Source organism: Woronichinia naegeliana WA131 (assembly GCA_025370055.1).
In the GTDB taxonomy this organism is placed as follows: Bacteria; Cyanobacteriota; Cyanobacteriia; order Cyanobacteriales; family Microcystaceae; genus Woronichinia; species Woronichinia naegeliana.
The window spans coordinates 1,281,296-1,305,187 of record CP073041.1; the positions used below are offsets into that span (position 1 = coordinate 1,281,296).

General features: G+C 41.9%; 17 protein-coding genes and 2 pseudogenes. 6 read left to right on the top strand and 13 right to left on the bottom strand.

Translation table 11 applies throughout. The features are described from left to right. Window positions 1–105: 105 nt before the first annotated feature. Both KA717_06670 and KA717_06675 read right to left on the bottom strand, forming a co-directional pair. Window positions 106–582 carry a hypothetical protein gene (locus KA717_06670; protein ID UXE62448.1) on the bottom strand — a complete coding sequence of 159 codons (477 nt, stop codon included), beginning with the start codon at window positions 580–582 and terminating at the stop codon, window positions 106–108. 59 nt (window positions 583–641) lie between these two features. Beyond that, a complete protein-coding gene (locus KA717_06675; protein ID UXE62449.1) occupies window positions 642–1,040 on the bottom strand; it encodes a hypothetical protein in 399 nt (132 codons plus the stop codon). Between the two features lie 283 nt (window positions 1,041–1,323). Between KA717_06675 and KA717_06680 the strand changes: the two genes are divergently transcribed. Together KA717_06680 and KA717_06685 are read left to right on the top strand one after the other, a co-directional pair. Further along, window positions 1,324–2,154: an amino acid ABC transporter substrate-binding protein gene (locus KA717_06680; GenBank protein UXE62450.1), complete on the top strand. Its 831-nt coding sequence runs from the start codon at window positions 1,324–1,326 to the stop codon at window positions 2,152–2,154. Between the two features lie 118 nt (window positions 2,155–2,272). Next, window positions 2,273–4,894, top strand: coding sequence for a DNA polymerase III subunit alpha (locus KA717_06685; GenBank protein ID UXE62451.1), 2,622 nt, complete (start codon window positions 2,273–2,275; stop codon window positions 4,892–4,894). A gap of 2 nt (window positions 4,895–4,896) precedes the next feature. On the opposite strand, the gene KA717_06690 is transcribed toward KA717_06685, so the two are convergent. Continuing rightward, a complete protein-coding gene (locus tag KA717_06690) occupies window positions 4,897–7,167 on the bottom strand; it encodes a bifunctional (p)ppGpp synthetase/guanosine-3',5'-bis(diphosphate) 3'-pyrophosphohydrolase (GenBank protein ID UXE62452.1) in 2,271 nt (756 codons plus the stop codon). A 326-nt stretch (window positions 7,168–7,493) separates the two neighbouring features. On the opposite strand from KA717_06690, the gene patD reads away from it, so the two are divergent. Beyond that, entirely contained in the window at window positions 7,494–7,796 is a 303-nt protein-coding gene (gene patD / locus KA717_06695; protein ID UXE62453.1) for a heterocyst frequency control protein PatD, read from the top strand. Window positions 7,797–8,462: 666 nt separating this feature from the next. Here patD and KA717_06700 read toward each other — a convergent pair. The 9 genes and pseudogenes from KA717_06700 to KA717_06740 form a co-directional block, all read right to left on the bottom strand. Further along, window positions 8,463–9,146 (bottom strand): transposase, encoded by a 684-nt coding sequence (locus tag KA717_06700; GenBank protein ID UXE62454.1) that lies wholly within the window; start codon window positions 9,144–9,146, stop codon window positions 8,463–8,465. Window positions 9,147–9,569: 423 nt separating this feature from the next. After that, a pseudogene (locus KA717_06705) lies at window positions 9,570–10,907 on the bottom strand (IS5 family transposase). 916 nt (window positions 10,908–11,823) lie between these two features. Beyond that, window positions 11,824–13,014 carry an ISAs1 family transposase gene (locus KA717_06710; protein UXE62455.1) on the bottom strand — a complete coding sequence of 397 codons (1,191 nt, stop codon included), beginning with the start codon at window positions 13,012–13,014 and terminating at the stop codon, window positions 11,824–11,826. 168 nt (window positions 13,015–13,182) lie between these two features. Next, window positions 13,183–13,803 (bottom strand): IS607 family transposase, encoded by a 621-nt coding sequence (locus tag KA717_06715; protein ID UXE64572.1) that lies wholly within the window; start codon window positions 13,801–13,803, stop codon window positions 13,183–13,185. A 67-nt stretch (window positions 13,804–13,870) separates the two neighbouring features. Further along, complete coding sequence (locus KA717_06720) at window positions 13,871–14,317, bottom strand: hypothetical protein (protein UXE62456.1); 447 nt, start codon at window positions 14,315–14,317, stop codon at window positions 13,871–13,873. Between the two features lie 78 nt (window positions 14,318–14,395). Continuing rightward, window positions 14,396–15,677: pseudogene (locus KA717_06725) on the bottom strand (ISKra4 family transposase). An 83-nt stretch (window positions 15,678–15,760) separates the two neighbouring features. After that, complete coding sequence (locus KA717_06730; GenBank protein ID UXE62457.1) at window positions 15,761–16,483, bottom strand: phosphatase PAP2 family protein; 723 nt, start codon at window positions 16,481–16,483, stop codon at window positions 15,761–15,763. An 89-nt stretch (window positions 16,484–16,572) separates the two neighbouring features. Continuing rightward, entirely contained in the window at window positions 16,573–17,022 is a 450-nt protein-coding gene (locus KA717_06735; GenBank protein UXE62458.1) for a YlqD family protein, read from the bottom strand. Window positions 17,023–17,088: 66 nt separating this feature from the next. Then, window positions 17,089–19,008 (bottom strand): long-chain fatty acid--CoA ligase, encoded by a 1,920-nt coding sequence (locus tag KA717_06740; protein UXE62459.1) that lies wholly within the window; start codon window positions 19,006–19,008, stop codon window positions 17,089–17,091. A gap of 248 nt (window positions 19,009–19,256) precedes the next feature. On the opposite strand from KA717_06740, the gene hypE reads away from it, so the two are divergent. From hypE to mutS, 3 genes are all read left to right on the top strand, one after another. Continuing rightward, window positions 19,257–20,234 carry a hydrogenase expression/formation protein HypE gene (gene hypE / locus KA717_06745; protein UXE64573.1) on the top strand — a complete coding sequence of 326 codons (978 nt, stop codon included), beginning with the start codon at window positions 19,257–19,259 and terminating at the stop codon, window positions 20,232–20,234. Window positions 20,235–20,296: 62 nt separating this feature from the next. Continuing rightward, complete coding sequence (locus KA717_06750; GenBank protein UXE62460.1) at window positions 20,297–20,632, top strand: hydrogenase maturation nickel metallochaperone HypA; 336 nt, start codon at window positions 20,297–20,299, stop codon at window positions 20,630–20,632. Between the two features lie 106 nt (window positions 20,633–20,738). Continuing rightward, on the top strand, window positions 20,739–23,396 hold the full coding sequence (mutS, locus tag KA717_06755) for a DNA mismatch repair protein MutS (GenBank protein UXE62461.1): 2,658 nt from the start codon (window positions 20,739–20,741) through the stop codon (window positions 23,394–23,396). A 26-nt stretch (window positions 23,397–23,422) separates the two neighbouring features. Here the strand turns inward: mutS and KA717_06760 are convergent, their stop codons facing one another. Continuing rightward, window positions 23,423–23,566, bottom strand: coding sequence for a hypothetical protein (locus KA717_06760; protein ID UXE62462.1), 144 nt, complete (start codon window positions 23,564–23,566; stop codon window positions 23,423–23,425). Between the last annotated feature and the right edge of the window lie 326 nt (window positions 23,567–23,892).

A 23,892-nucleotide genomic window follows, 5' to 3' on the forward strand; every position in this document is an offset into this window, starting at 1 on the left:
ATTTTTGTTTTGGTGAGATTTTGATTAATTTTTAAAATCTTAGAAGAGCAAGGTGTTGAGAGTTAGCCAGAGATGACATGATGACATAAAGAATTTCATCACACTCTAGGAGGTTTTAATCATGCTTTGCCAATCAGGACAGCGGTTGGATTCAGAGCCGTAGGGGTGCATGGCACAAACGAAAATGGTGTTGTTATAAACCCTGCCGTGATAGTGACAACAGCCGATACAGGCAGGATGGACGTTTGTGGTAGCGGCAATTTTGGGATTGAGCCACAGGTTAGGTTCTTCTTCGGAGGTCGGGGGCGTAACCGCAAATTCGACAGCGATGTCATGATTAGAATCCACAAAAGGTTCGATCCATTCTCGCCAGAGGGATTCTAAAGGAGTCGTCACATCTTCGAGTACCGATTCCCCAACTTGTTCTAACGTCTGTTCGACTTCCCCTAAAAAGTCTTCAACAGTGGTGGTCACGGTTTCTACAAAGCGTAAAAAATCTGTTTGCCAATCTTCCATTGCTAACTGTGTTCCTTTTTCTATGCTGGTTTTATCAAAAAAAGTTCCTATAGTTAAAGTTCTCATGGTGAGCGATCGCGGCCAATACCTTGTCTCTTAGATAATTCAGAGGATAAGCTGAAAAATTACTGCTGACGCATCCGTCGTAACTCTTCTTGGAGGGCGGCTACCTGTTGACGTAATTCATCGACCCCTGAACTGTCTGAGGATTTAGGACTGGAGGAAGCTGGGGGCGGGGATTCGGTCGAAGCCTTGTCTTGATCATCAAAAACAATTTCAATGCGGCGGGGTTCACGGGGCGTTTTATCCGTTGATTTTTGCTCAGGGCCAACCTGGGCATCTTGGATTAACTCTTCAACGTAGCGTTTGGCCTCCTCCGTGGTCATTTCTCCCCGTACGACCAGTTCATCAGCCAGTTTTTGGGCTTGGGTTCTCAGTTCTTGGAGATTGGCTCCCGCTTTTTCCGCCGCATAGGCGGCAATCCCCACGCCAAGATAGAGGGCTTTTTGGACTAGATCACGCATAGCAGTCAGATTACAATAATAGGGCTATCTCTCTAGGATACGCAGAAAGCCTGTCAAGCGACTACTCTTTAGCAAAAACTGTTATGATCTTTAACCATCAATTGAGGGAGATAACGGCGATCGCTGTCCAAAAGGATGTCAAAAGCGGTTCAATGACGTAAATAATCTTTGTTTATGTCAAACATTGAAATGAATAGAGAAATAGATTATCAAATATTCTCTTTTATTCTCTTTTTCTCTTAAATTAACCAGTAAAATTCATGGGTTTGAGGAGTTGAAAACAATGCTAAAAAAACAAATGTTGCCTCTATTAACGTTCTTGTTACTGACCGGAATGGCTAGTCGTGCTTGGGCAGAAACGGTTCTTGAAAAAGTTGCCAGAACTGGGGAACTTAATGCCGCCACTCGAACCGATGCAGTTCCCTTCGGTTATCTAGATGAAAAGGGAAAACTGGATGGCTACGCGGTGGATCTGACTACCTTGATTCAACAGAAATTAGCAAAGCAATTGGGCAAGCCGATCAAATTAAATCTTAAGCCGGTTACACTGGCTGATCGGTTTAAAGTGGTTCAAAATGGTAGCTCTGATGTTGTTTGTGGAGCAGCGACTATTACCGAAGAACGCCTAGAAATAGTCAACTTCTCGATCCCATATTTTATGTCTGGTGCGCAATTTTTAATCAAAAAAGCTGACGAAAAGAATTTCAATATTAACGGTATGCTTGAGGGGATTCCGATCGCTTATCTGGCGGGAACGACAACCTACGATATTATCCCCCAAATCTATCCTTCTGCTAAATGGGTTGCGGTCAAGGATCGCCAGCAAGGTATTGCTAAATTAAAAAAAGGGGAAGTTAAAGCGGTGGTTAGTGATGGAATTCTGCTGATTGGTGAATTGGTAAAAGATGGCAACAATCCTAAAGCATTTGCCCTTACTCCCAAACAACCCATTACCACAGAACTCTATGGCTGTATTCTTCCTAAAAATGACTCAGCTTGGAAAGGTTTTGTCGATTCCGTCGTTGCCAGTCCTGAAAACCATGACCTTCAAGAAGAATGGTTTAGCGTTGATAAGAGTAAATTCCCCTACCTTGTCCGTACTGATCCCCGTTAGTTGATCTCTGAGTAATCCCCCTAAAAATGGGGGATGCAGACAATATTAAAGGCAATATTTAAAAATTGAATAAAAACTTAAACGAGAAACACACAGACTCTATTTAGACTTTATACTTATGTCCTTTGTCGGTTTACATATTCACAGTGATTACAGTTTATTGGACGGGGCTTCTCAGTTACCGGCTTTAATTGATCGGGCTATTGAGTTGGAAATGCCAGCGATCGCCTTAACGGATCATGGGGTTATGTATGGCGCGATCGAATTACTCAAAGTCTGTCGCAATAAAAATATTAAGCCCATTATTGGCAATGAAATGTATGTAATTAATGGCAATATTGAGGAAAATAAGAAAAATCGCCGTTTCCATCAAGTCGTTTTAGCCAAAAATACCCAGGGCTATAAAAATTTAGTCAAATTAACCACGATTTCTAATTTAAAAGGTATTCAGGGGAAAGGAATTTTTGCTCGTCCTTGCATTAATAAAGAGCTATTAACCCAGTATCGCGAAGGTTTAATCGTCACCAGTGCCTGTCTCGGTGGAGAAGTTCCCCAGGCAATTTTAGCAGGCGATCTCAAAAGAGCGAAGGAAGTTGCGAAATGGTATCAAGATTTATTTGGAGAGGATTATTATCTAGAAATTCAAGATCATGGCTCTATCGAAGATCGCATTGTTAACGTTAATCTGGTTAAAATTGCCCAGCAGCTAAAGATTAAAATTGTTGCGACCAATGATTCCCATTTTATTTCCTGCAATGATGTGGAGGCCCATGATGCTCTACTCTGTATTCAAACGGGAAAATTAATTACGGAACAAAAACGTCTCCGTTATAGTGGCACGGAATATCTCAAATCGGCTGAAGAAATGCGTCTTCTCTTTCGGGATCATCTTAGTGAGGAGGTAATTGAAGAAGCGATTCAAAATACGCTAGAAGTGGCGGAAAAAGTGGAACCCTATAAAATTATGGGCGAACCGCGTATTCCCAATTATGCTGTTCCCCCTGGTCATACCCCCGATACTTACGTTGAAGAAATTGCCTGGCAAGGTTTATTAGAACGCTTAAAATATCGATCGCGGGAAGAAGTGAGTCAAGTCTATCGTGATCGCCTGGAATACGAATTAAAAATGTTGCAACAAATGGGTTTTTGTACCTATTTTCTAGTGGTATGGGATTACATTAAATACGCAAGGGATCACGGTATTCCAGTCGGGCCAGGACGCGGATCAGCCGCCGGTTCTCTGGTTGCCTATTCCATGAAAATCACTAACATTGATCCAGTTCATCATGGTTTACTTTTTGAGCGATTTTTAAATCCCGAACGCAAATCCATGCCAGACGTAGATACGGATTTTTGCATTGATCGCCGCGATGAAATGATTCAATATGTCACTGAAAAGTATGGAGAAGCCAACGTTGCCCAGATTATTACCTTTAATCGTATGACCTCTAAAGCCGTCTTAAAAGACGTGGCCAGGGTATTAGATATTCCCTATGCTGAGTCAGATAAAATGGCCAAAATGATTCCAGTTTCGCGGGGAAAACCAACTAAATTAAAGGTCATGATTTCTGATCAGACACCTGAACCAGCCTTTAAAGCTCGTTACGATAATGATCCCAGTGTAAAACATTGGTTGGATATGGCTATTTGCATTGAAGGAACCAATAAAACCTTTGGAGTTCATGCGGCGGGAGTGGTCATTTCCTCCGAACCTTTGGATCAAATTGTGCCTCTGCAAAAGAATAATGATGGAGCCGTGATTACCCAATATTTTATGGAGGATTTGGAGTCTCTCGGCCTATTAAAAATGGACTTTTTAGGCTTAAAAAACCTAACTACTTTACAAAGAGCAACGGAACTCATTAAACAGAATCAAGGGATTGAGTTAGATCTAGATCAACTTCCCCTCGACGAACGGAAAGCATTACAAATTATTGCCAAAGGAACTGCTAAAAAGCTACCGGAAGACATCAGGAAAACTCACAAACTATTAGAAGATGGCGATCTGGAAGGAATATTTCAGCTAGAATCCCAGGGCATGAAACAAATTGTTAAGGACTTAAAACCTTCGGGAATTGAGGACATTTCTTCTATTTTAGCTCTCTATCGACCCGGCCCTTTAGATGCGGGTTTAATTCCCATTTTTATTGATCGTAAGCACGGACGAGAAGCCATTTCCTATGAACATCCTTTATTAGAAACCATTTTGAATGAAACCTATGGAGTGCTAGTGTACCAAGAGCAAATCATGAAGATGGCTCAAGATCTAGCTAATTATTCTTTAGGAGAAGCTGATCTATTACGTCGGGCAATGGGGAAAAAGAAAGCTTCCGAAATGCAAAAACATCGTGAAGTTTTTATCGATGGCTCTGCTAAAAATGGTGTGGAAAAACGCATTGCTGAACATCTTTTCGATCAGATGGTTAATTTTGCGGAATACTGCTTAAGTGAAGATAGTCTTGTTCTTACCGTAGAATATGGCCCTATGTCTATTGGTAAAATTGTTAAAGAGCAAATTCAATGCACCGTTTATAGTGTGGATGCTAATGGTTTTGTTTATACCCAGGCGATCGCCCAATGGCATAATCGTGGACAACAGGAAGTTTTTGAATATGAATTAGAGGACGGTTCAGTAATTCGAGCTACGGCGGATCACCAGTTTATGACAACCGATGGTCAAATGGTCGCCTTGGATGAGATCTTCACAAAGGGACTAGAACTGCAATTAATTTTAGAATAAATCTAGGCAACCTCCACTGAAGTAATGCGACGTAAATCGAGAATATCACTCATATTTTTGATCTTGGCAATAATATTTTCTAATTGCTGATGATCTCGAATATCAATCTGCAAACTAATCATGGCGGGTTTGCCATGGCCCGTTTTAACCCCAGCATTACGGACATTAATATTGCAATCCGTTAAGCGTAAGAGGATATCTTTTAAGACACCGACCCGATCAATAGCTTCAATCAGAATATCCACCGGATAAGTATGACCATTATTGCCATTTTGGGGATTCCATTTCACCGGAATTAACCGTTCCCCGGTCACACTATCTAAATTTGGACAACCTTGACGATGAATGGCAATTCCCTTGGCTCCTCGTCCCACGACTCCAATGATTGGTTCCCCTGGCAAGGGATGACAACAACCGGCAATGTGATAGAGCAAACCCTCTACTCCGGCGATCGGAGATTTGCCTTTGTCTGAAGATGGGGGCGGGTTAGAAACATAGGAAGCAGTTGAAATTGTAATCTCAGGCTGTTGGGTTTTAACTGTTGTTTCCCGCAGTTTATTCACAACCTGATTAAGCGTCACTTCTCCATACCCCATACCGGCTAAGAGATCTTCGACACTCTGATAATTACAGCGTTCAGCTACGGCTTGCATGGGAGGTGATTTGAGCAAGGATTCCAGTCCACTTTTTCCTAACTCTTTTTCCAGTAATTCCCGACCGCGTAAAATATTTTCATCCCGCCGCGATCGCTTAAACCATTGCCGAATTCGATGCCGTGCGCTAGGTGTCACCACAAAATTGAGCCAATCTAAACTAGGATGGGCATTCTTTTGGGTCACAATTTCGACAATATCACCATTTCTTAACTTCGTTCCCACCCCACTCCATTGACCATTAATACGAACGCCCTTCATATGATGTCCGACTTCCGTATGGATGCGATAGGCAAAATCGACAGGAGTAGAATCCCTGGCTAGGGAAATAACATCGCCATTGGGCGTAAAAACATAGACATCATCATCAAATAAATTTTCCTTAAGGTGATCGACGTATTCCTGAGCATCCTTAAGATCACTTTGCCAATCTAGTAGTTGCCGTAACCAAGTAAATTTCTCGTCGGAAGAGGTTAACTGAGTGTGATTAGAGTGCCCCGTTTCCTTATATTTCCAGTGAGCGGCAATCCCATATTCAGCAATATGGTGCATTTCAAGGGTGCGAATCTGCACTTCTAAGGGCCGACCATTTAAGCCAACAACCGTTGTGTGTAGAGACTGGTAACGGTTTGGTTTCGGTAAGCCAATGTAATCTTTGAAACGTCCTGGAATCGGTTTAAAAGCATCGTGGACGATCGCTAAAGCCCGATAACATTCATCTTTATTCTCAACAATAATGCGGAGAGCGGCAATATCAAAAATTTCTTCAAATTCTTTCTTTTGGGACACCATTTTATAGTAGATGCCATAAAGATGTTTGGGTCTAGCTTGTAATTCTACGAGCTTCACACCGATTTCTAGCAATCGTTTACGCAGGGTATTTTTAGCTAACTCCAGTCGAGATTCGCGATCGCCCCTTTTCTCGGCTACTAGGGATTGAATCTCACGATAGGAATCCGGTTCAATATATTTAAAAGACAGATCTTCCAATTCCCACTTAAACCGCCAAATGCCTAAACGGTTAGCCAAGGGCGCGAAAATTTCCCTGGTTTCCCTGGCAATGCGAGCTTGTTTTTCCTCGTTCAAAGCCTCCAAGGTTCGCATATTATGCAGGCGATCGGCTAGCTTAACCACAATAACCCGAATATCCTGGGCCATCGCCAAAAACATACGGCGGAAATTCTCAGCCTGATGTTCTGTTTTACTCGAAAAATTAAACTTAGATAACTTCGTTACCCCCTCAACTAATTGCGCCACTTCTGTACCAAATAAGCCAGCAATACCCTCCACTGTAATGTCCGTATCTTCCACCACATCATGCAGAAATCCCGCCGCAATCATGGACTCATCTCCACCCAAGTCCCGTAGTAAGCCAGCCACTGCCACCGGATGGGCAATATAGGGTTCTCCCGATTTGCGATATTGACCTTCATGAAGTTGGTACGCAAATTTAAAGGCCTGACAAATCAAACAATCACTCTCGACTGATTGGGACATATCCACGCGATCTAGACAATCCTGAAGCCATTGGGGCAAATCGATGAGCAGAGGTGATGAACTTGTCACCGCAATAGGAGCAGAGGATTTAGGCGGTGTGGTTAAAGTGGCAAGGGCGTTCATAGGTCTTAACGAAGGGGGATAATGGCAGAGATAGGCAGTCAGATAAAACCGCAACGAACGAAGAGCCAGACAGGCATCCCTGATAAGTTCAATTGGAAAACTATCTTTACCCTATATAGCTTTATTGTTTATTAGCATAGGGAAAGGGAAAGGTTCGGAAAATGATACTTTATCTTAAGACTTTTTTTAAAAACAGCCTTTCTGATGGGAGAAATCTCCAGGCTTGGTTCGGAGTAAATTACTTTCACTCTAACATGATTTACTGAAAAATGTTACCTACAACACATTTATCTGTTTACTATCAGTTTGCAGCCAGGGTTGATAACTTGAGCGTTTTATGGAGGGCAGAAAATCCTGTCCCTGAGGCGATCGCGGCCCAATTTGAAGAACTAGAGTCTTATTTTTTGCAAGAGATATTGACCCTAACGGATGATACCTTAGAACCGAAGATGGCTCATCAATGGCGAGTTATGCAAACCGAGATCCACCGGCTGTTACGGTTAATGAGGACAGATCTACTCTTCTGGCAAATGACCATGAAATCGGGTAAAACGCCTAAGCAAACTCAACGTCTTCATAACTACTTGCAGAAATTACAAGCATTCTGTCAGATGGCGACCCACGATTGATTAATCCTAATATTGTCCAACCAATTATTATATTGTTGCCTGTATGGTCATTGAATAGTTGAAATTTCAGGTTCTGGTGTTTTGGACATCTCCATAATATTTTAAAAAGCACAAAATTAATGTATAATTCTAGAAAATGGAAAACTAACAATGGAAAATTTTACCAGTAGAAAATAGGAGCCTAAAAGCACCCGTCAGTTATGCGGGGGAGTGTCAAATTAACTTACATCAATAAACATCCAGAGGAAACAAAGCGATTGTTAGGTATTGACTATAATCACTTACCACTATTGATGGAGCAGGGCAAAGTTTTGTATTAAAGAAAATAGGAAGAAATAGAAAAAAATTTTTTTAGACTAAATCGAGCGGCTGGTGGCAATAATCCTAAGCTTTTAATCGAAATGCAAATAATCTTAATGCTAGTTTATCTAAGGCATAATATCAGTTTTCAATTATTGGATTTAATGTTTCAAGTTAGTGAATCAACCACAAATAGTACTTTTTGTATTGACAACAATTCAGTAATTCTAAATTTAGGGTTTCATGACATAAAAAGCCTTATAACAAGAGGGTTGTACAATTCTTAACAATTACACTGATCGCTGAAACGACGCAAAATCGTTCTGAATTTATTTTTGCTGTTCTAATATGGAATAACTGATACATTTATGCGACAGAAAGCGGTATATTACCGCATTTTGCAACAATAGCATCACCCTCGTTACTGAGAGTGAAGGTCGTACCCGACAAAGCCTTGAGCATAATACCCAAAGCACCATTCCAATCGCGTGGAATAACGTGGTCACAAACGGGACATCGAAAAACCTTAGAACCACCTAGTTTTGTGTGGATATGTCCGCATTTCGTACAAGTTTTGCTGGTAAATTCTTCTGTCACGTCAAACACCTGACAGCCACTTAACTCAGCTTTATTTTTAAGGACTTGTTTGAACCGATAATGCGCCCAGGTCAACATTTGTCGGGCAGTTTTACTTCTGATTTTTCGCTTGGAACGATTGGTCATTTCTGACGTTTCAAACTTTGGCAGCAAGATAGCTGGATATTTTTTTGTTAAGTAACTTGCTGTTTTTTTATGGCAGTCATCAATTAAGTCACGAATCTTGCCCCGTAATCGAGACGCTGCCTTTCTCATCTTTTGTCGTTCTTTAGCAACTTTTGATAGGCTAATTCGACTCATTAGAGCATCAAGATATTTGCATAGCCTGTTGATTCGTCCCATGTCTGATGAGCCTACTTCTAGGAAGTTTTGTCCATCAAATCCTGTCAGAAAAGTTCTTACTCCTAAGTCAAGAGCAATAATGCGATTTTCTTGTTGTGCTACGGGTATCACCTCTTCTAGGAAAACACAGAACCATTCTCCTGACTTGTCTTTGATTAGTTGAGTTGCATAAAGACTGACGTTAGGAATTTCTTCTGAAGAAACAAAACTAAGTCCCTTTGTTAGAGATGGATATCATGTCCCTTTACTGAAATTGCAGTTGTTAAACTTGATTGTTTGTCTAGGAGCTTTACAACTTCTATACTTAGGGCTTGCTGAAAAAGTCAAAAAACGAAAGAAATGTGGGTTAGGGAAGTATGGACTGAAAAAGCATAGATAACTTATCCTTATGGAAACAAATCAAAATACAGATTTTGTTTAATCTATTGTTCCTTTCTGTCTAAAAAGGTCAACACAAATCACTCCTCACAAAAGAGAGGAAAATTAACACCATTTTTCACAAGAAAAACGACTCTACAACTTTTTACTTTTTGTCTTCTGAAGTAGAGTAGAAAGATTCATTACCAAAAAGTTCATCGCAATTACCGTTTCCGAGGTCTCAGGTAGTTTGGCCATCACTCGACCAAGACTAAATTTCCTCTTTCCCTGTCCGAATTTACCCTCAATGGCATTACGCACTCTTTCATCTGAGCGTGCCTCTTTCTTTTTTTCTTTGCTCACCTCTTTCGGCGGTCTTCCCAATCGGGGACCACTCATTCTTATATCCCTTTCTTTACAATAAGCTCGATTCGCTTTTGTTCGATAGATTTTATCCACATGAACCGATTCCGGATAACATCCTGTTTCCCTTTTATATTCTTCTATTCGCGCTTGTAAATCTCCCGATTCGTTGTAATTATCCCAACTTAATTTGTCTAAGAAGACAAAGCCATTCACATTACTTGCCGATATTTTAGCTCCAAACTCTACTGCTTTTCCCGCTTTTCCACGCACTATTGGACGCACGTGAGGTTGGCTTACACTCACAATTCTGTTTTCTACTTTATTTGTCTTTTTTTCATACATTTCTAACTGTTGCTCATACACTTTTCCTATCGTTACAAGCTCTTCTTGCTCTTTTTTCGTTAGTTTTTCTAACTTTGCTCCCTCTTCTATCATTTTTTCTATATCAGACAAGTTTCTTTTTATATATCCTAGTTGTTTTTTTGTTCCTTTTCTTCTTTCTTTTTTTGACACACGACGTTTTTTTGCTATGGCTAAGTACTCTTTTCTTGCCACTTCCCTATAAGTCCTCGGCTTTTCTTTCCTTTTCTCTTTTATTTCTTCATACAGCTTATCTATTATTTTTTCTGTTTTTTCTCTGGCATCATTCAATATTCCTATATCCGTTGGATATTTTATATCTGCTGGTGTACAAGTCGCATCTAACAATAACTTTCCTTCATTTTCTTTTTTTTCTGACGCTACACCCGTCGCTTTTTTTTCTATTTCTTTATTAATTTTATTTATTAATTCCATTCCTATTTTTTTACGAAAATGAACCATCATTGACGCATTAAATGCTTCTTTGCTACTATAGCTTTCCATTCCTATAAAGTACTGTAAATAAGGGTTCTCTTTTATTTGTTCTACTGTTTCTCTGTCACTTTTTCCTGAAATTTCTTTGATAATTAATGCTCCTAATGCCATTCTAAATGATTTGGCTGGGGCTCCTTTTTTTTCTGTGAAGTTTTTTGCATATTCTTCCTCATATTCTTCCCAGGGAATCATTTTTGACATTTCTATCCAACGATTTTCTTCGTCTAACTGCCCGCCGAACAGATTTTTCAAGTTTTCTGGTGTTTCAATTGAGTACTGTTGCTTTCGGTACATCTGCTTTCTCTCTTCTTAATGCAATGGTTTTGAGGCATTCTACCCTATTTTCGTGCATTCTAGCGGTTCTTAATTCGCCTACTATTTTTCTCCGTAAAGGTTTCAGCTTTTTTCAGCAAGCCCTACTTACAATCCCTACTGGCAGTATAGGCTTGGTGAGCATCAAAAATAGCATTCTGCCTGATATGGCAAGGGGTGTCTTTTACCCATTCAGGAAGATTGGATTGCATAATAATATTTCTTAACTTGCCCTTGCCAATCCTGCCATTTTTCTTTTGGTAGTCAATAGCTTGATCAGGGTAATCGCATATTAGTAGAGTGGAATCAAAAAAGAAATCTAGCTTAAAAATAGACTATATCAAAAACTAAAAAGAGAAGAAAATCAACTTAAACTCTAAAAGATTAAGTAGGGCTTGCTGAATAAGGATGAAATCCTTGCTAGACAATACTTTCAGGCATTTTACAAACGATCAGATGCAAGTTTATGGCATTTGGAGGCTCAAAATCCATGCACTTTGCTGGAAAAATGTGAGGTAAAACTGGAAACTGAGCTCTGAAGTCACCATTTTTCGCGCCCTGTGGCATCTAGGTTCGATTTGCAGACTTATTCAGCAAGCCCTAAGTAATTTCGCTAATTCATAATTGTTGGTGTCAATATTTTGCCAATCCTCCTATTTGGGGCTTGCTGAATAAGGATAAAATCCTTGCTAGACAATACTTTCAGGCATTTTACAAACGATCAGATGCAAGTTTATGGCATTTGGAGGCTCAAAATCCATGCACTTTGCTGGAAAAATGTGAGGTAAAACTGGAAACTGAGCTCTGAAGTCACCATTTTTCGCGCCCTGTGGCATCTAGGTTCGTTTTGTGGACTTTTTCAGCAAGCCCTATTTGAAGCTAAATATACTCATGAATATCACTCCCGTGAACTAGCTGCTAAAACCTGTAGAAGAAAATTGTTGTCCATCGCCGCCAAATAACGCTTCATCTTCAAGCTTTTTTGAGATGGCTCATGTTTAAGCAAATTAATACTTAAACGACGGAGCAAGCCCAAATTATCAGCCGCATTACCTTGACGCACTCGACTCGCATCCTCATTAAAAGTGACATCTAAAACCCAATGCAGACTATTTTCAATACTCCAGTGAGAACGAATCACATGGCTATGACGTTCGGCATCCGTAGGAAGACTGCTAATATAATAGCGAAACGTCTCTGTTGTTTTATGACCGAATTGAGTTTTACTTTTAACCATCACAACAGTTGCTAAACCGACCCACTGATTTTGGCGATGCAATGCGGAAAGCTGATTGATTGACACTGTCCAGACTTGACGAGTTTCTAAACGGTAATGTCCTTTTTCTGTCTTCTCATGATAACTGTATTCAATTCCTTGCCAGTTCTGAGCGACCGCTTGTTTAAACCAATCCCTAACTTGTTTATTAAGTTTGCCCTGATTTCCTTTGAGAGCCAATACATAGTCACCTTCACCTTGCTTTATTTGTTTTGCGATTTCTGTCTGCGTTCCCATTGCATCTAGGGTTACTACTGCCCCCTTGATGTTAAGTAACTTCAGTAACAAGGGGACTGCTTTTATTTCATTAGATTTACTATCTACTTTCTTTTGCGCTAACATCAGTCCCCGCTCACTACTCCACGCACTTATGCTGTGTAACGCATTTAGTCCTTTTTCCCTATCATAAGAACCTCTTTTCGTTTTTCCATCTATCTGTATCAGCTCTATGTCCATTTTCTCCGTTAGACTGCTTATCCAGCTCAGAAAACTTTTTTCTAGTTCTTCTGTTTCCAACATTCCAAATACTCTTCCAAAGGTATCGTGAGAGGGAATTCCCTTTGGTAACTCTAGAAACATTTCTAGCCATTCTCGTTTGGCTTTGCCATAGGCTTCAATTGCTACGAAGCCATCTGCCCCTGACAATACTGCCAATATTCCTATGGTGACAATTGCTGTTAAGTTATGGTCTTGCCTTCTCCCTGTTCTCGGTTCTTTTAGGCACTGAAAATGTTTCAGTATGCTTCTTTTGATAATTTTGACTTCTTTTTCTTGTTGTGGGGTTAGAACTCTTGCGCCGAAGCCTTTTGCCATCTTTGACCTCACTCACTTACTTTTTTTAAATAATAGCCTTTTCTTCTCTTAGATGACTGCTTCTTTTTTACACTATATTTCTCTCTTTTTGTCTGTATTTTTTGTAACAAATAAGATGCGATTACCCTGATAGCTTGATTAAAGCAATAACGACAAGCCGCCATCCATTTATTCCACTGTTTCTTCAACTCCAGACTGGGATAAACTTTTATCTTTCTTGATCTGAGTTTTATACTTTCCGAGTCCGTATAATCGGCTTGAGAAACAATCGAGAATGGCGAGGATGTCTTCAACCATCTCGGCTTCAGGAGAGAGATTTGTCTCATTGAGAACCACGATTGAGCATCCAAACTTTCGGCAGAACCAGTCAAGCCAATCAAATCCAAATCGGGCAAGCCTATCTTGGTGAGCGACCACAATTGTTGCGACATCTCCAGACATGACTCGTTCCAATAAGGTTGTAAGTTTTTGCCTTTTGAAGTTGAGTCCTCCACCGATTTCGCTAACGACTTCCGCTTGCGGGTACTTTTCTTGGAGGACGGCGACTTGTCTTGAGAGGTCTTCGGATTGTCCCCTACTGCTGACACGAGCGTAAATAACGGTAACTCTAGTTGGCTCAACATATTTTCCTGTATAGGATTCAATGTCGTATCGCCTTTGTCCTGACGGGGTTTTAATTGCTTGGATTTTCCCTTCCTGCTCCCATTTAACCAGGGTTCGGACGTGGACTCCGAGCATTCCTGCTGCGGTTTTGGGTTTAACATATTTTGCGATAATAAATCCCTCAATTCGACGCTTCCATTCTAGCGCATAGTAGCGCATTCTGTCGGTATTCGTGGATTAAATCTTGCTCTTTTTATTCACTCGTATTTCCTCTGCTTCTCACCCTAGTCGGCGAGGTGTAGGACGGCTGCTGGATTAGTTGTATGGCATAGAGACTAATGATGCCGGTTAACCCCAGTATTCCCCCAGCGATCGCGGCGATCATTTCCCTGCCTAAAATTGCCATTAAGGAACCCGTAATTAATGCCACCACCGCTAAACTAAACCCTAAAATCTGCCCTAAACGGCGATCGCCAGCTTGTTTTTGTTGAATTAAGGATTCATTGGTCAGCATTTTCAGCCGCAATTCATATTTTTGAGTCTGTTCCTTTTCCACGAGTGCCAAAATCTGGAGCGCGATCGGTTCAGGATATTGCCGGAGTAAGGACAGAGAAGTCAGAGGCTCGGAGCAACCTAAGGATTCTGTGAGATCAGCCAACCAGGGATTGGTGATCGCTTGCGACTCCAAAGAGACATTCACTTGCTCTGACTGTTGAGGTGATAGATCCGCAGAAGATATTTCGCGGGTGCGACCTTTAGTTGATAAAAGCTGTTGTAATCAGGGTTCTACAGGGAACCCATATTGATCAAGTTTTGCCCAAAATTGACTCCATCGTTCCTTGGTCAATACCAAAGCTCGTAGGCTCAAAATAATTCCTGCTCCTTTTTCCTTCCATCGCATCCCTGAACAACATAATCGTTGTTTGACCAACGTCTTACAAGCTGCTTCCGTAACACCTGAACCAATCGGATACTTTTTCTCTATGTATTCAGCATAATCCATTTGATGCTGATGATTCTCGTAATAAGTAATCGCCGCTTGTAGTTTCTCGGTAAGATTCTTAGAATGACTTTTTTCTTCTTTGACTTCTTTCATCAGATTTAGCAGTTCTCCTGCTTTTCCTTTTTCATGCTTGAGTTCTCGACAATTTTCAGTCAACCATTCTTTTTGTTTTGACACGGTATTCGGATGCAACGCTTCTGCCAAGGCACCTAAGTAACCAGAGGCATGATAGAAATCTAATATCTGTTCTTCCGTTTGCTTTTCTAAAAACTTCCAATTTGATTCTGCCCCGTCTGCTATCCCGACCAATGTTGCCTCTGGATAACGGTTTTTCGCTCGCTCAATTTCTCTTTCTAATCTTTCTAGAAAACTCTTTTTTCCATACTCTGGTGCCGCACCTAGATAGATTGTATGTTGACGTTCGCCTTCACTATCGTATAGGGAAACGGTTCCCACCATTGCTTCACGGTAGCCATCCTCACACATCAGCATACAGGTTCCATCTAATCCTATTCCCACTGTTGCAATTTGGCTATCCTCCTTGGGCGGGGCATAACTCCACGCTTCTTCTTTTGCCTGTACCACACTTCCTACTGCTTCACTCAATCTTTGGATATAGGATAGCGCTACTTTTCTACCATGATTTTCTAATAAATCATTTTTCACCTCTTTGCCTGCCATCCCTGACATTTTTGAGGATACCTGTTTTGCCAATAATGGCGTTGATGTTATGATTATCCTTGCTTCTCTTTCTAAGGGGCAATACGTTTTTCCTCAAAGGTGAACGCTGATATACATGACGATTCACTATAACCTCACCATAAGGTGTTTGATATTCTTTCGGTTGCTCTCCCTTACTCTTCCAGATTTCTTCACCGATTTTTAAGGGTGAACCATCTGTATCTAAATATTTCAAGGCTTCTTTGCTGGCGATGCAACCTACTTCGTTTAAGCCTTTTTGAATATTTATTTCTGTATCCAACATTGAACGACTGAGTTCTAATGTTAGTTCTATTTTTATCTTTGAACCCTCTACATTAATTAGTTTTGCTGTCATCATTGTTTCCTCTTTGTCACTTTTCATCCCATGTTAACACTTTTCTTTTCCTTCATCAACTAAAGGTCACACCCATATTTCGCTCATAGTTGAGTCGTTTTTGCAAAATAGGTTTGAGGATCTGCTCGTTTGAGCAAGGCCAGGGATAAAGTCAACCAAATATAACCGACAGCATAGCCCGCAAAAATATCACTACCCCAATGAACACGGCAATACATACTGCTCAGACCAATCAATCCGACCCAACCGGTTGCGCCTAGATAAATATAAAAACGGTGTTGAGGAAAATGGGTTGCCAACAAAAAAGCCATATAAAAATAAAAAACCACACTACCCGCCGCATGGCCACTGGGAAAACTTTTACCATCCACATCCACTAAACTAGACAAATCACTCGAAAAAGAACCTGGACGAATGCGATTAAATAAGGGTTTTAGGACTCGGTCAATGATTAACAGTATTCCCAAGGTAGCAAAGGCTAAAAATTTTGCTTCTTCCCAATAGCGTTTCCAGAGCAATAATCCCAGGGAACCTAGCACAAAAAATAAGGTGACATGGACTCCAGTGATCATATAAATCAGTCGCAAGATCTGACCAACAAAGCCCGGAATGAACTGATGCAATTTTTCTAAAAGAGCGACATCTAGGGCAATTTCTTGATTGGAAGCAAACAATGGCCCCACTGTGGCAAGTAAGACAATAATAATCAGAGAAATAATCAGTGGAACGATACCGATCGCCTGAAGCCAGGGCACACTTTCTACGGGCTTTGGGGATGGTGTTTTAAAGGGAATCTTCAAGGTCATTAACGGTCTGAGCTTACCGATCTGCAAATCTGAGCAATTCTAACATAAGGGCTAGACCACCAGAGGAGAGGAGATCTAGCACTGTCTAGTTAAATATCGCCGCGAATTTCTTCTACAACGCCATCCCTGAGTACAACTTCTACATTCAGTTTTTGTACGAGGTTATCCCCTATTTCAATGCGGAAAAAGCTTTCCATTTGCGCTTGGGCCACTTCCTGATCTAAATCAAGGAACTGTACTTGCTGCATTTGTTGAAGCATTTGATTTTTCTGCTCCAACATTTCACTTTTTTGCTGATTGACCTGGATTTGGATATTGTCAATTTGCTGAAGTACCTGGGGCTGTAAGGGCGTAATACTCTGTTTCTGAATTTCGGCGATCGCCCGTTGACCCTGTAGCTCAAGTTGTTGAATCTGGCCATCAAGCTGACTAATTTGGGCTTGGAGTTGTTGCTGCATCTCTTCTTTCCAGCGAGGTGTCACAATCACCTTAACCGTCACTGGGCGTTTTAGAAGCAGACTGGTTTTTGCGTCATCCATAAAGGCAATTTCCGTAGTAAAAATCAAGCGTTAAAAATGGCGAGTCCAGGGATTTTAAGCAAATAATCAGGACTTAGCAAACATCCCATCAATAATACCGCGATAATGTTCGGTCACGACAGGACGTTTAATTTTTAGGGTTTGGGTCATCATGCCATTATTTTGGGAAAAGGGTTCCAAGATGAGGCTAAAAACCTTAATTTGATCATCGGGACGATAGCCAGGGCGGTTTTTAACTTCTCGATTTAACTCCTGTCGGAAAAGCCCTAGTATCGTCTTGTCATAGAGATCGGTTTGGGAGAGTTGCGCTAGAGCCGTATCTTCGGGCGGCAAAGTAAGACCCAGGGATTGACTCCGAATCCATTGATTCAAGGCATCCAAATTCGGCACAATTAAAGCCCCTAAAGATTTTTGATCCTGCCCCACTAACATAATCTGATCAATGTAGGGACTGCGAATACAAGCATCCTCAATGGGTTGGGGTTCAATGTTTTCGCCATTACTCAATACAATAGTATCTTTTTCCCGTCCCGTTAGCACCAGATCATTCGCCTGGGTTACCCAACCCAGATCGCCACTATCAAACCAGCCGTCTGAATCGATCACTTTGGCGGTAGCTTCCGGCTTATTATAGTACCCTTGCATGATTTGAGGGCCACGAATCAAAACCAGACCTTTTGCTTCCGGCGGTAAGGGTTGACGGGTTTCCGGATCCACAATGCGAATTTCCGTGTAGGGGATGGGTTTGCCGGAAGAATAACGAAGATTCCGTTCAGGAGTACGAGCATTGGTGACCGGGGACGTTTCTGTTAATCCGTAACCCACTAGCAGAGGAATACCAACAATTTCATAGAAATCATCCAAATGTTTGGCTAAGGAACCGCCACCGCTCACGAGAGTCTTGAGATTGCCCCCCGTTCCCTCGCGCACTTTTTGATAAATTAGGCGATCGCCGAGTTGATGGAGAGGAGAGAGTAAGAGACACTGAAGGCGGGCAAAAAAACGGTAGAAGCCAGAAACATGGAGATGATCGAGACTAAGATTCTCGGCAATGCGTTTCATCAACATATAGCGTCCAGAAACCTTAAAGAAAGAGTGAATCAGTTCCTGTTCCTTCTCAGATTGATCTCGAAATTGTTTTTGAATACCTTCGTAGAGAGATTCCCACAGTCGCGGTACACCCACCATGTGATCCGGTTTAAATTTCTTTAAATCAGCCTTAAACGTCCGAATACTGGTGTAAATCAAGGTACAACCCTGGGATAGGAGAAAATATTCTCCACTACGCTCATAGGAATGCCAGGAGGGAAGAATACTTAAGGCGCGATCGCCGGGTTGAGGATGGAGAATCGCTTTTAACTCCTTAACCTGGTGTAACAAATTACCATGAGAGAGCATTACCCCTTTGGGTTGGCCAGTGGTTCCAGAGGTATAAATTAAGGTGGCTAAAGTCTGTTCATTTTGATCAACGGGTTTTAGTTCTTGATCATTGCTAAGAGCCAGCACCTGAGAAAAATTGAGTTGTTTGATCGGAAAATCCGGGTCAGGGGTTTCGTCCGAAAGTAAAATGACAAAATCTAAGGCCAGATCCGTTAAGCCAGTCCTGAGTTTGTCCAAGGTTTTGCGATCTTCAACGATTAGGCTACGACTTTGACTGTCAGCCAGAATATAAAGCAATTCTTCTCGATCTGCCTGGGAAGAACGCACCACATTGGTTGCTCCCGACAGCATACTTCCCTGATCGGCAATAAACCAACGGGGACTATTATCGGCAAAAATCGCCACCTTATCCTGGGGTTGAACCCCTAATTGCTGTAAGCCAATGGCAAATTGTTCTAGTTTTTGATAGAGTTCCCCATAAGTCAAACTCACGGGTGGTTTACTGTGAGGGTCTTGGAGAGCCAAGATTCCAGAGAATGTTGCTGCGGCAATACGCCAAACTTCCGGCAAAGATTTAACAGAACGATAGTCAACCAGGGCAGCCATGATTCTTATGGTGTTCTCAAAGATACTACTGAATAGGATAATTCATTCGATGGGGGAGATGGGGAGATGGGGAGATGGGGAGAGAGGGTTGGTTAATAAACGGTATGCCACTATTAACATTAAGTAACATCAAGGTTACGGCTTAAAATTTTTAACCTGATTTAAACCAATCCAACCGCATGGAATCCAAACCCCGCAAATTGAGAGATACGACTATTACCCTTGCTCATGGTAGTGGTGGCAAGGCCATGAAGGATTTAATCGAGCAGATTTTTCTGGCCCATTTTGATAATCCCCTTTTAGCTCTCCTTGAAGATCAGGCCCGCTTTGATCTGGCTAGTTTAACTGCTTTGGGCGATCGCCTGGCTTTGACAACGGACTCCTATGTGGTAGATCCTCTCTTTTTTCCTGGGAGTGATATTGGGGCCTTGGCGATTAACGGCACGGTCAATGATTTGGCGGTCAGTGGAGCCATTCCGCTTTATTTAACCTGTAGCGTTATTCTCGAAGAGGGACTGCCCATTGCGACCCTAAAACAGGTGGTGGCCAGTATGAAACAGGCGGCGATCGCGGCAGGCGTGCAGATTGTCACTGGAGATACAAAGGTCTTACCCAGGGGATCGGTGGATAAAATTTTTATTAATACCACTGGAGTCGGTGTGATTCGGACGGGAGTATCACCAGCAGCCCAAAGTATTCAACCAGGGGATGTGATTTTGGTAAACGGTTTTTTGGGTAATCATGGGGCCGCCATTATGGTAGCGAGGGAAGATTTGGCGTTAACGACCACCATTGAGAGTGATTGTCAGCCCTTAAATAGTCTAGTGGAGGCGATTTTAGCGGTTTGTCCTCAAGTACGGGCTATGCGAGATGCCACTCGTGGCGGTTTAGCAACGGTCTTAAATGAGTTTGCCCAGAGTGCAGGGGTTGGTATTCGTCTAGAGGAATCGGCCTTGCCTATTCAGCCAGAAGTGGAAGGGTTATGTGAACTACTAGGGCTTGATCCGCTTTATTTGGCCAATGAAGGAAAATTAGTGGTGGTCGTGCCGCGATCGCATTCTGAGACAGTATTAGCGGCCATGCAGGCCCATCCGATGGGCAAGGAAAGTCAAATTATTGGCGAGGCGATCGCTGAACCGCCAGGGTTTGTTTTCCTGAAAACTGCCTTTGGAACGGAAAGAATTCTTGATCTGTTAGTAAGCGATCCCTTACCCAGAATTTGTTAAATCGCCATTAAAGCTAAGAAAGATTAAAAAGTTATTTTGAGCAAATTGATGGAAAATTTAAAATGCACGAATTAGGGATTACCCAAAGTATTATTGATATTGCCCTTCAGTATGCCCAGGGTCAATCCGTCAGCCATGTCACCCTAGAAATTGGTCAACTCACTGCCATTGATCCCCGTTCTATTGAATTTTGTTTTGATGCTTGTTGTCGAGGCACTTTATTAGAAGGGGCAGTTTTAGAAATTTTAGAAAGGCCTGGATTAGCCCGTTGTCGTCAATGTGGGGCAGAAGTGGCCCTTGAACAACCCTTTGGTGTTTGCATCTGTGGTAGTCTCAACCTCGAAATTATCCAAGGTATGGAATTACAACTTAAGGAACTAGAAACCATCGATGATTGAAAAAGACAAACTTCCTGGGCTGTTCAGGATGGGATAAGATCGGAAGTTACCATTTTTCTAACAATTGCGCGATTCTTTTTGATTTTAAATTTGAGTTGAACCCTGTATGACCTTCTCGCCCGATCCAGTTTCTCCCCCTACCGTAGAAGTTGCCACGAGCAAGGCTCCCCATCGAGATTATCGTCCTTTGGATCGCAGTAAATTAACCCCCATGTTTCAGCACTATACGGAGGTGAAGGAACAGTATCCAGGGGCGTTATTACTCTATCGAGTTGGAGACTTTTTCGAGTGTTTTTTTCAGGATTCGGTCATCATTGCCAGGGAATTAGAACTCATTTTAACTAGCAAAGATGGCGGGAAAGAAATCGGTCGAGTTTCTATGACCGGCGTGCCTCACCATGCTCTAGAACGCTACAGTCGGCAATTGGTAGAAAAGGGCTATGCGGTGGCCATCTGTGATCAGGTGGAAGATGCGGCAGATGCGGCGGCGGAAAAGCGCATGGTAGAGCGACAGGTGACAAAATTACTCACGCCTGGGACGTTAACCGATGATAGTATGCTGCCAGCCAGACGGAATAATTTTTTGGCCGCGATCGCCTTATCAGGAGAACATTGGGGATTAGCCCATGCCGATATTTCAACGGGGGAATTTTTTACCACCCAATCCACGAATTTAGAAGCTCTAGGTTTAGAACTATTACGATTGCAACCGTCGGAAGTTTTAGTGCCAACCAACGCGCCGGATGTGAGAAATATTTTACGACCAGGGGAAAAATCTGAACATTTGCCCACCTGTTTACCCGAATCTTTTTGCTATTCCTTGCGATCGCAAACTCCCTTCAGTTTAATGGAAGCTAAACAGCGATTATTAGACACATTTCGAGTGCGTTCTTTAGAAGGCATGGGTTGTGATGGTTTACCCTTGGCTATTCGAGCGGCGGGCGGACTGTTGGAATATATTGAAGATACCCAAAAATCAAATTTAGTCCCGATTCAACCTCTAAAAACCTACAGTTTGACTGATTTTCTCATCCTTGATCACCAAACTCGTCGCAATTTAGAAATTAACCAAACAGTACGAGATGGTAGTTTTCATGGTTCCTTACTGTGGGCTTTAGATCGCACCTGTACGGCGATGGGGGGACGGGCCTTGCGGCGTTGGTTATTGCAACCTTTGTTAGATTTTAAAGGTATTCGCGCCAGACAAAAAACCATTCAAGAGTTAATGGATAATCCCCCTCTGCGTCAAGATATTCGGCAATTATTAAAAAGTATTTATGATTTGGAACGGTTAACGGGACGGATTGGGGCGGGCAGTGCCAATGCGCGAGATTTATTGGCTTTAGCGGAATCCTTAGTGCGATTAACAGATTTGTCCTACCTAGCCAGTCAAGGGAATTCTCCCTATCTCAAAGCCTTACATTTAGTACCACCGGCATTAGAAGAACTGGGCCGTTATGCGATCGCCCATTTAGTCGAAAATCCACCGCTTCATCTCAAAGAGGGAGGTGTAATTCGCAGTGGAATTAATGCTGATTTGGACGGAATGCGTCAACGTTTAGAAGAGGATAAACAATGGTTAGCTAATTTAGAAGTGACTGAACGACAACGCACTGGTATTCCTAACTTAAAAGTAGGCTATAACAAAACCTTTGGCTATTATTTAACTTTACCGAGAAGTAAAGCTGAACAAGCCCCTGAAAATTATCTACGGAAACAAACTCTGGTCAATGAAGAACGCTATATTACCCCTGAATTAAAGGAACGAGAAACCCGTATTTTAACGGCGCAGGATGATCTTAATCAATTGGAATATGAAATTTTTACGGAAGTACGCAGTAAGGTGGCGGAAAAGGCCCAGGCGATTCGAGATATTGCTAAAGCGGTGGCAGCCTTGGATGTTTTATCGGGTTTAGCCGAGGTCGCGGTTTATCAAGGTTATTGTTGTCCTGAAATCGTGGAAGGGCGTTTGCTACGTATAGAAGAAGGCCGACATCCGGTGGTAGAACAATCCTTGAGTGCCGGTTTCTTTGTGCCTAATTCAACGGATTTGGGGGATCTTAATGGCCAAAGTCATCCTGATTTAATTATTTTGACGGGGCCTAATGCCAGTGGTAAAAGTTGTTATTTGCGTCAGGTGGGTCTTATTCAATTATTGGCTCAAACCGGCAGTTTTGTACCCGCAAAATCGGCTCAATTAGCAGTCTGCGATCGCATTTTTACGCGGGTCGGTGCGGTGGATGATTTAGCGACAGGTCAATCGACCTTTATGGTAGAAATGAATGAAACTGCTAATATTTTGAATCATGCGACTCCTCGTTCTTTAATTTTATTAGATGAAATTGGACGGGGAACGGCTACTTTTGACGGTTTATCGATCGCCTGGGCGGTGGCTGAATATTTAGCAATGGAAATACAAGCTCGCACTATTTTTGCTACCCACTACCATGAATTAAATGAGTTGGCTTCTATTTTAGATAATGTGGCTAACTATCAAGTAACGGTGAAAGAGTTGCCCAATGAAATTGTCTTTTTACATCAGGTACAACCAGGGGGAGCCGATAAATCCTATGGTATTGAAGCTGGACGTTTAGCGGGTTTACCGAGTTCTGTGATTCGTCGAGCTAAACAGGTGATGGGACAAATTGAAAAGCACAGTAAAATTGCGATGGGTTTAAGGCAGGGTATTCAGAAAAAGAAGGTATCTGTTCCGAGTATAAAGTCAGGGCATCAGGTTGAGCAGTTGGATATTTTTGCGGATTAAAGAAAGGTTAGAAACGCCGCTTATTTTTACTCTACCTGTTGCCGAAAATAGGTTTCTGCCAGGGGAACTTGAAAGGCATAATGTTCATTAGTTTTGATTAAAATTTCTTTGTCTTCAATCAGGGTTTTAATCTGTATTTTGGAAACATTTTCTAAATGACCTGCGCTCATAAATTGGCTTAAAATCTGCCGTTGTTCCTCGGTAATTGTGTTTTTCCACAGTTCACGGAAATAATTGATACCGCGATCGCGTAGCAGTGCAAAGGTCGAGGGCTGGTGACTTCGTGGATTAAGTGCAAACCGATAAATAGTTGGGTTTGATCAAATTGGCTGTTGCAATCTCAGGATAAGTTTTGTAAAGAACGGCGATCGCGCTTTACTCTGTACTGTACAGTTATAGATAATGATGTTAGACTCTATTCCTACTTGGCAGTTAAAGAATTAGGTTAAGATTTCCTCCTGAACTATACCAATCGCCCGAATCCCACATCAGCAAT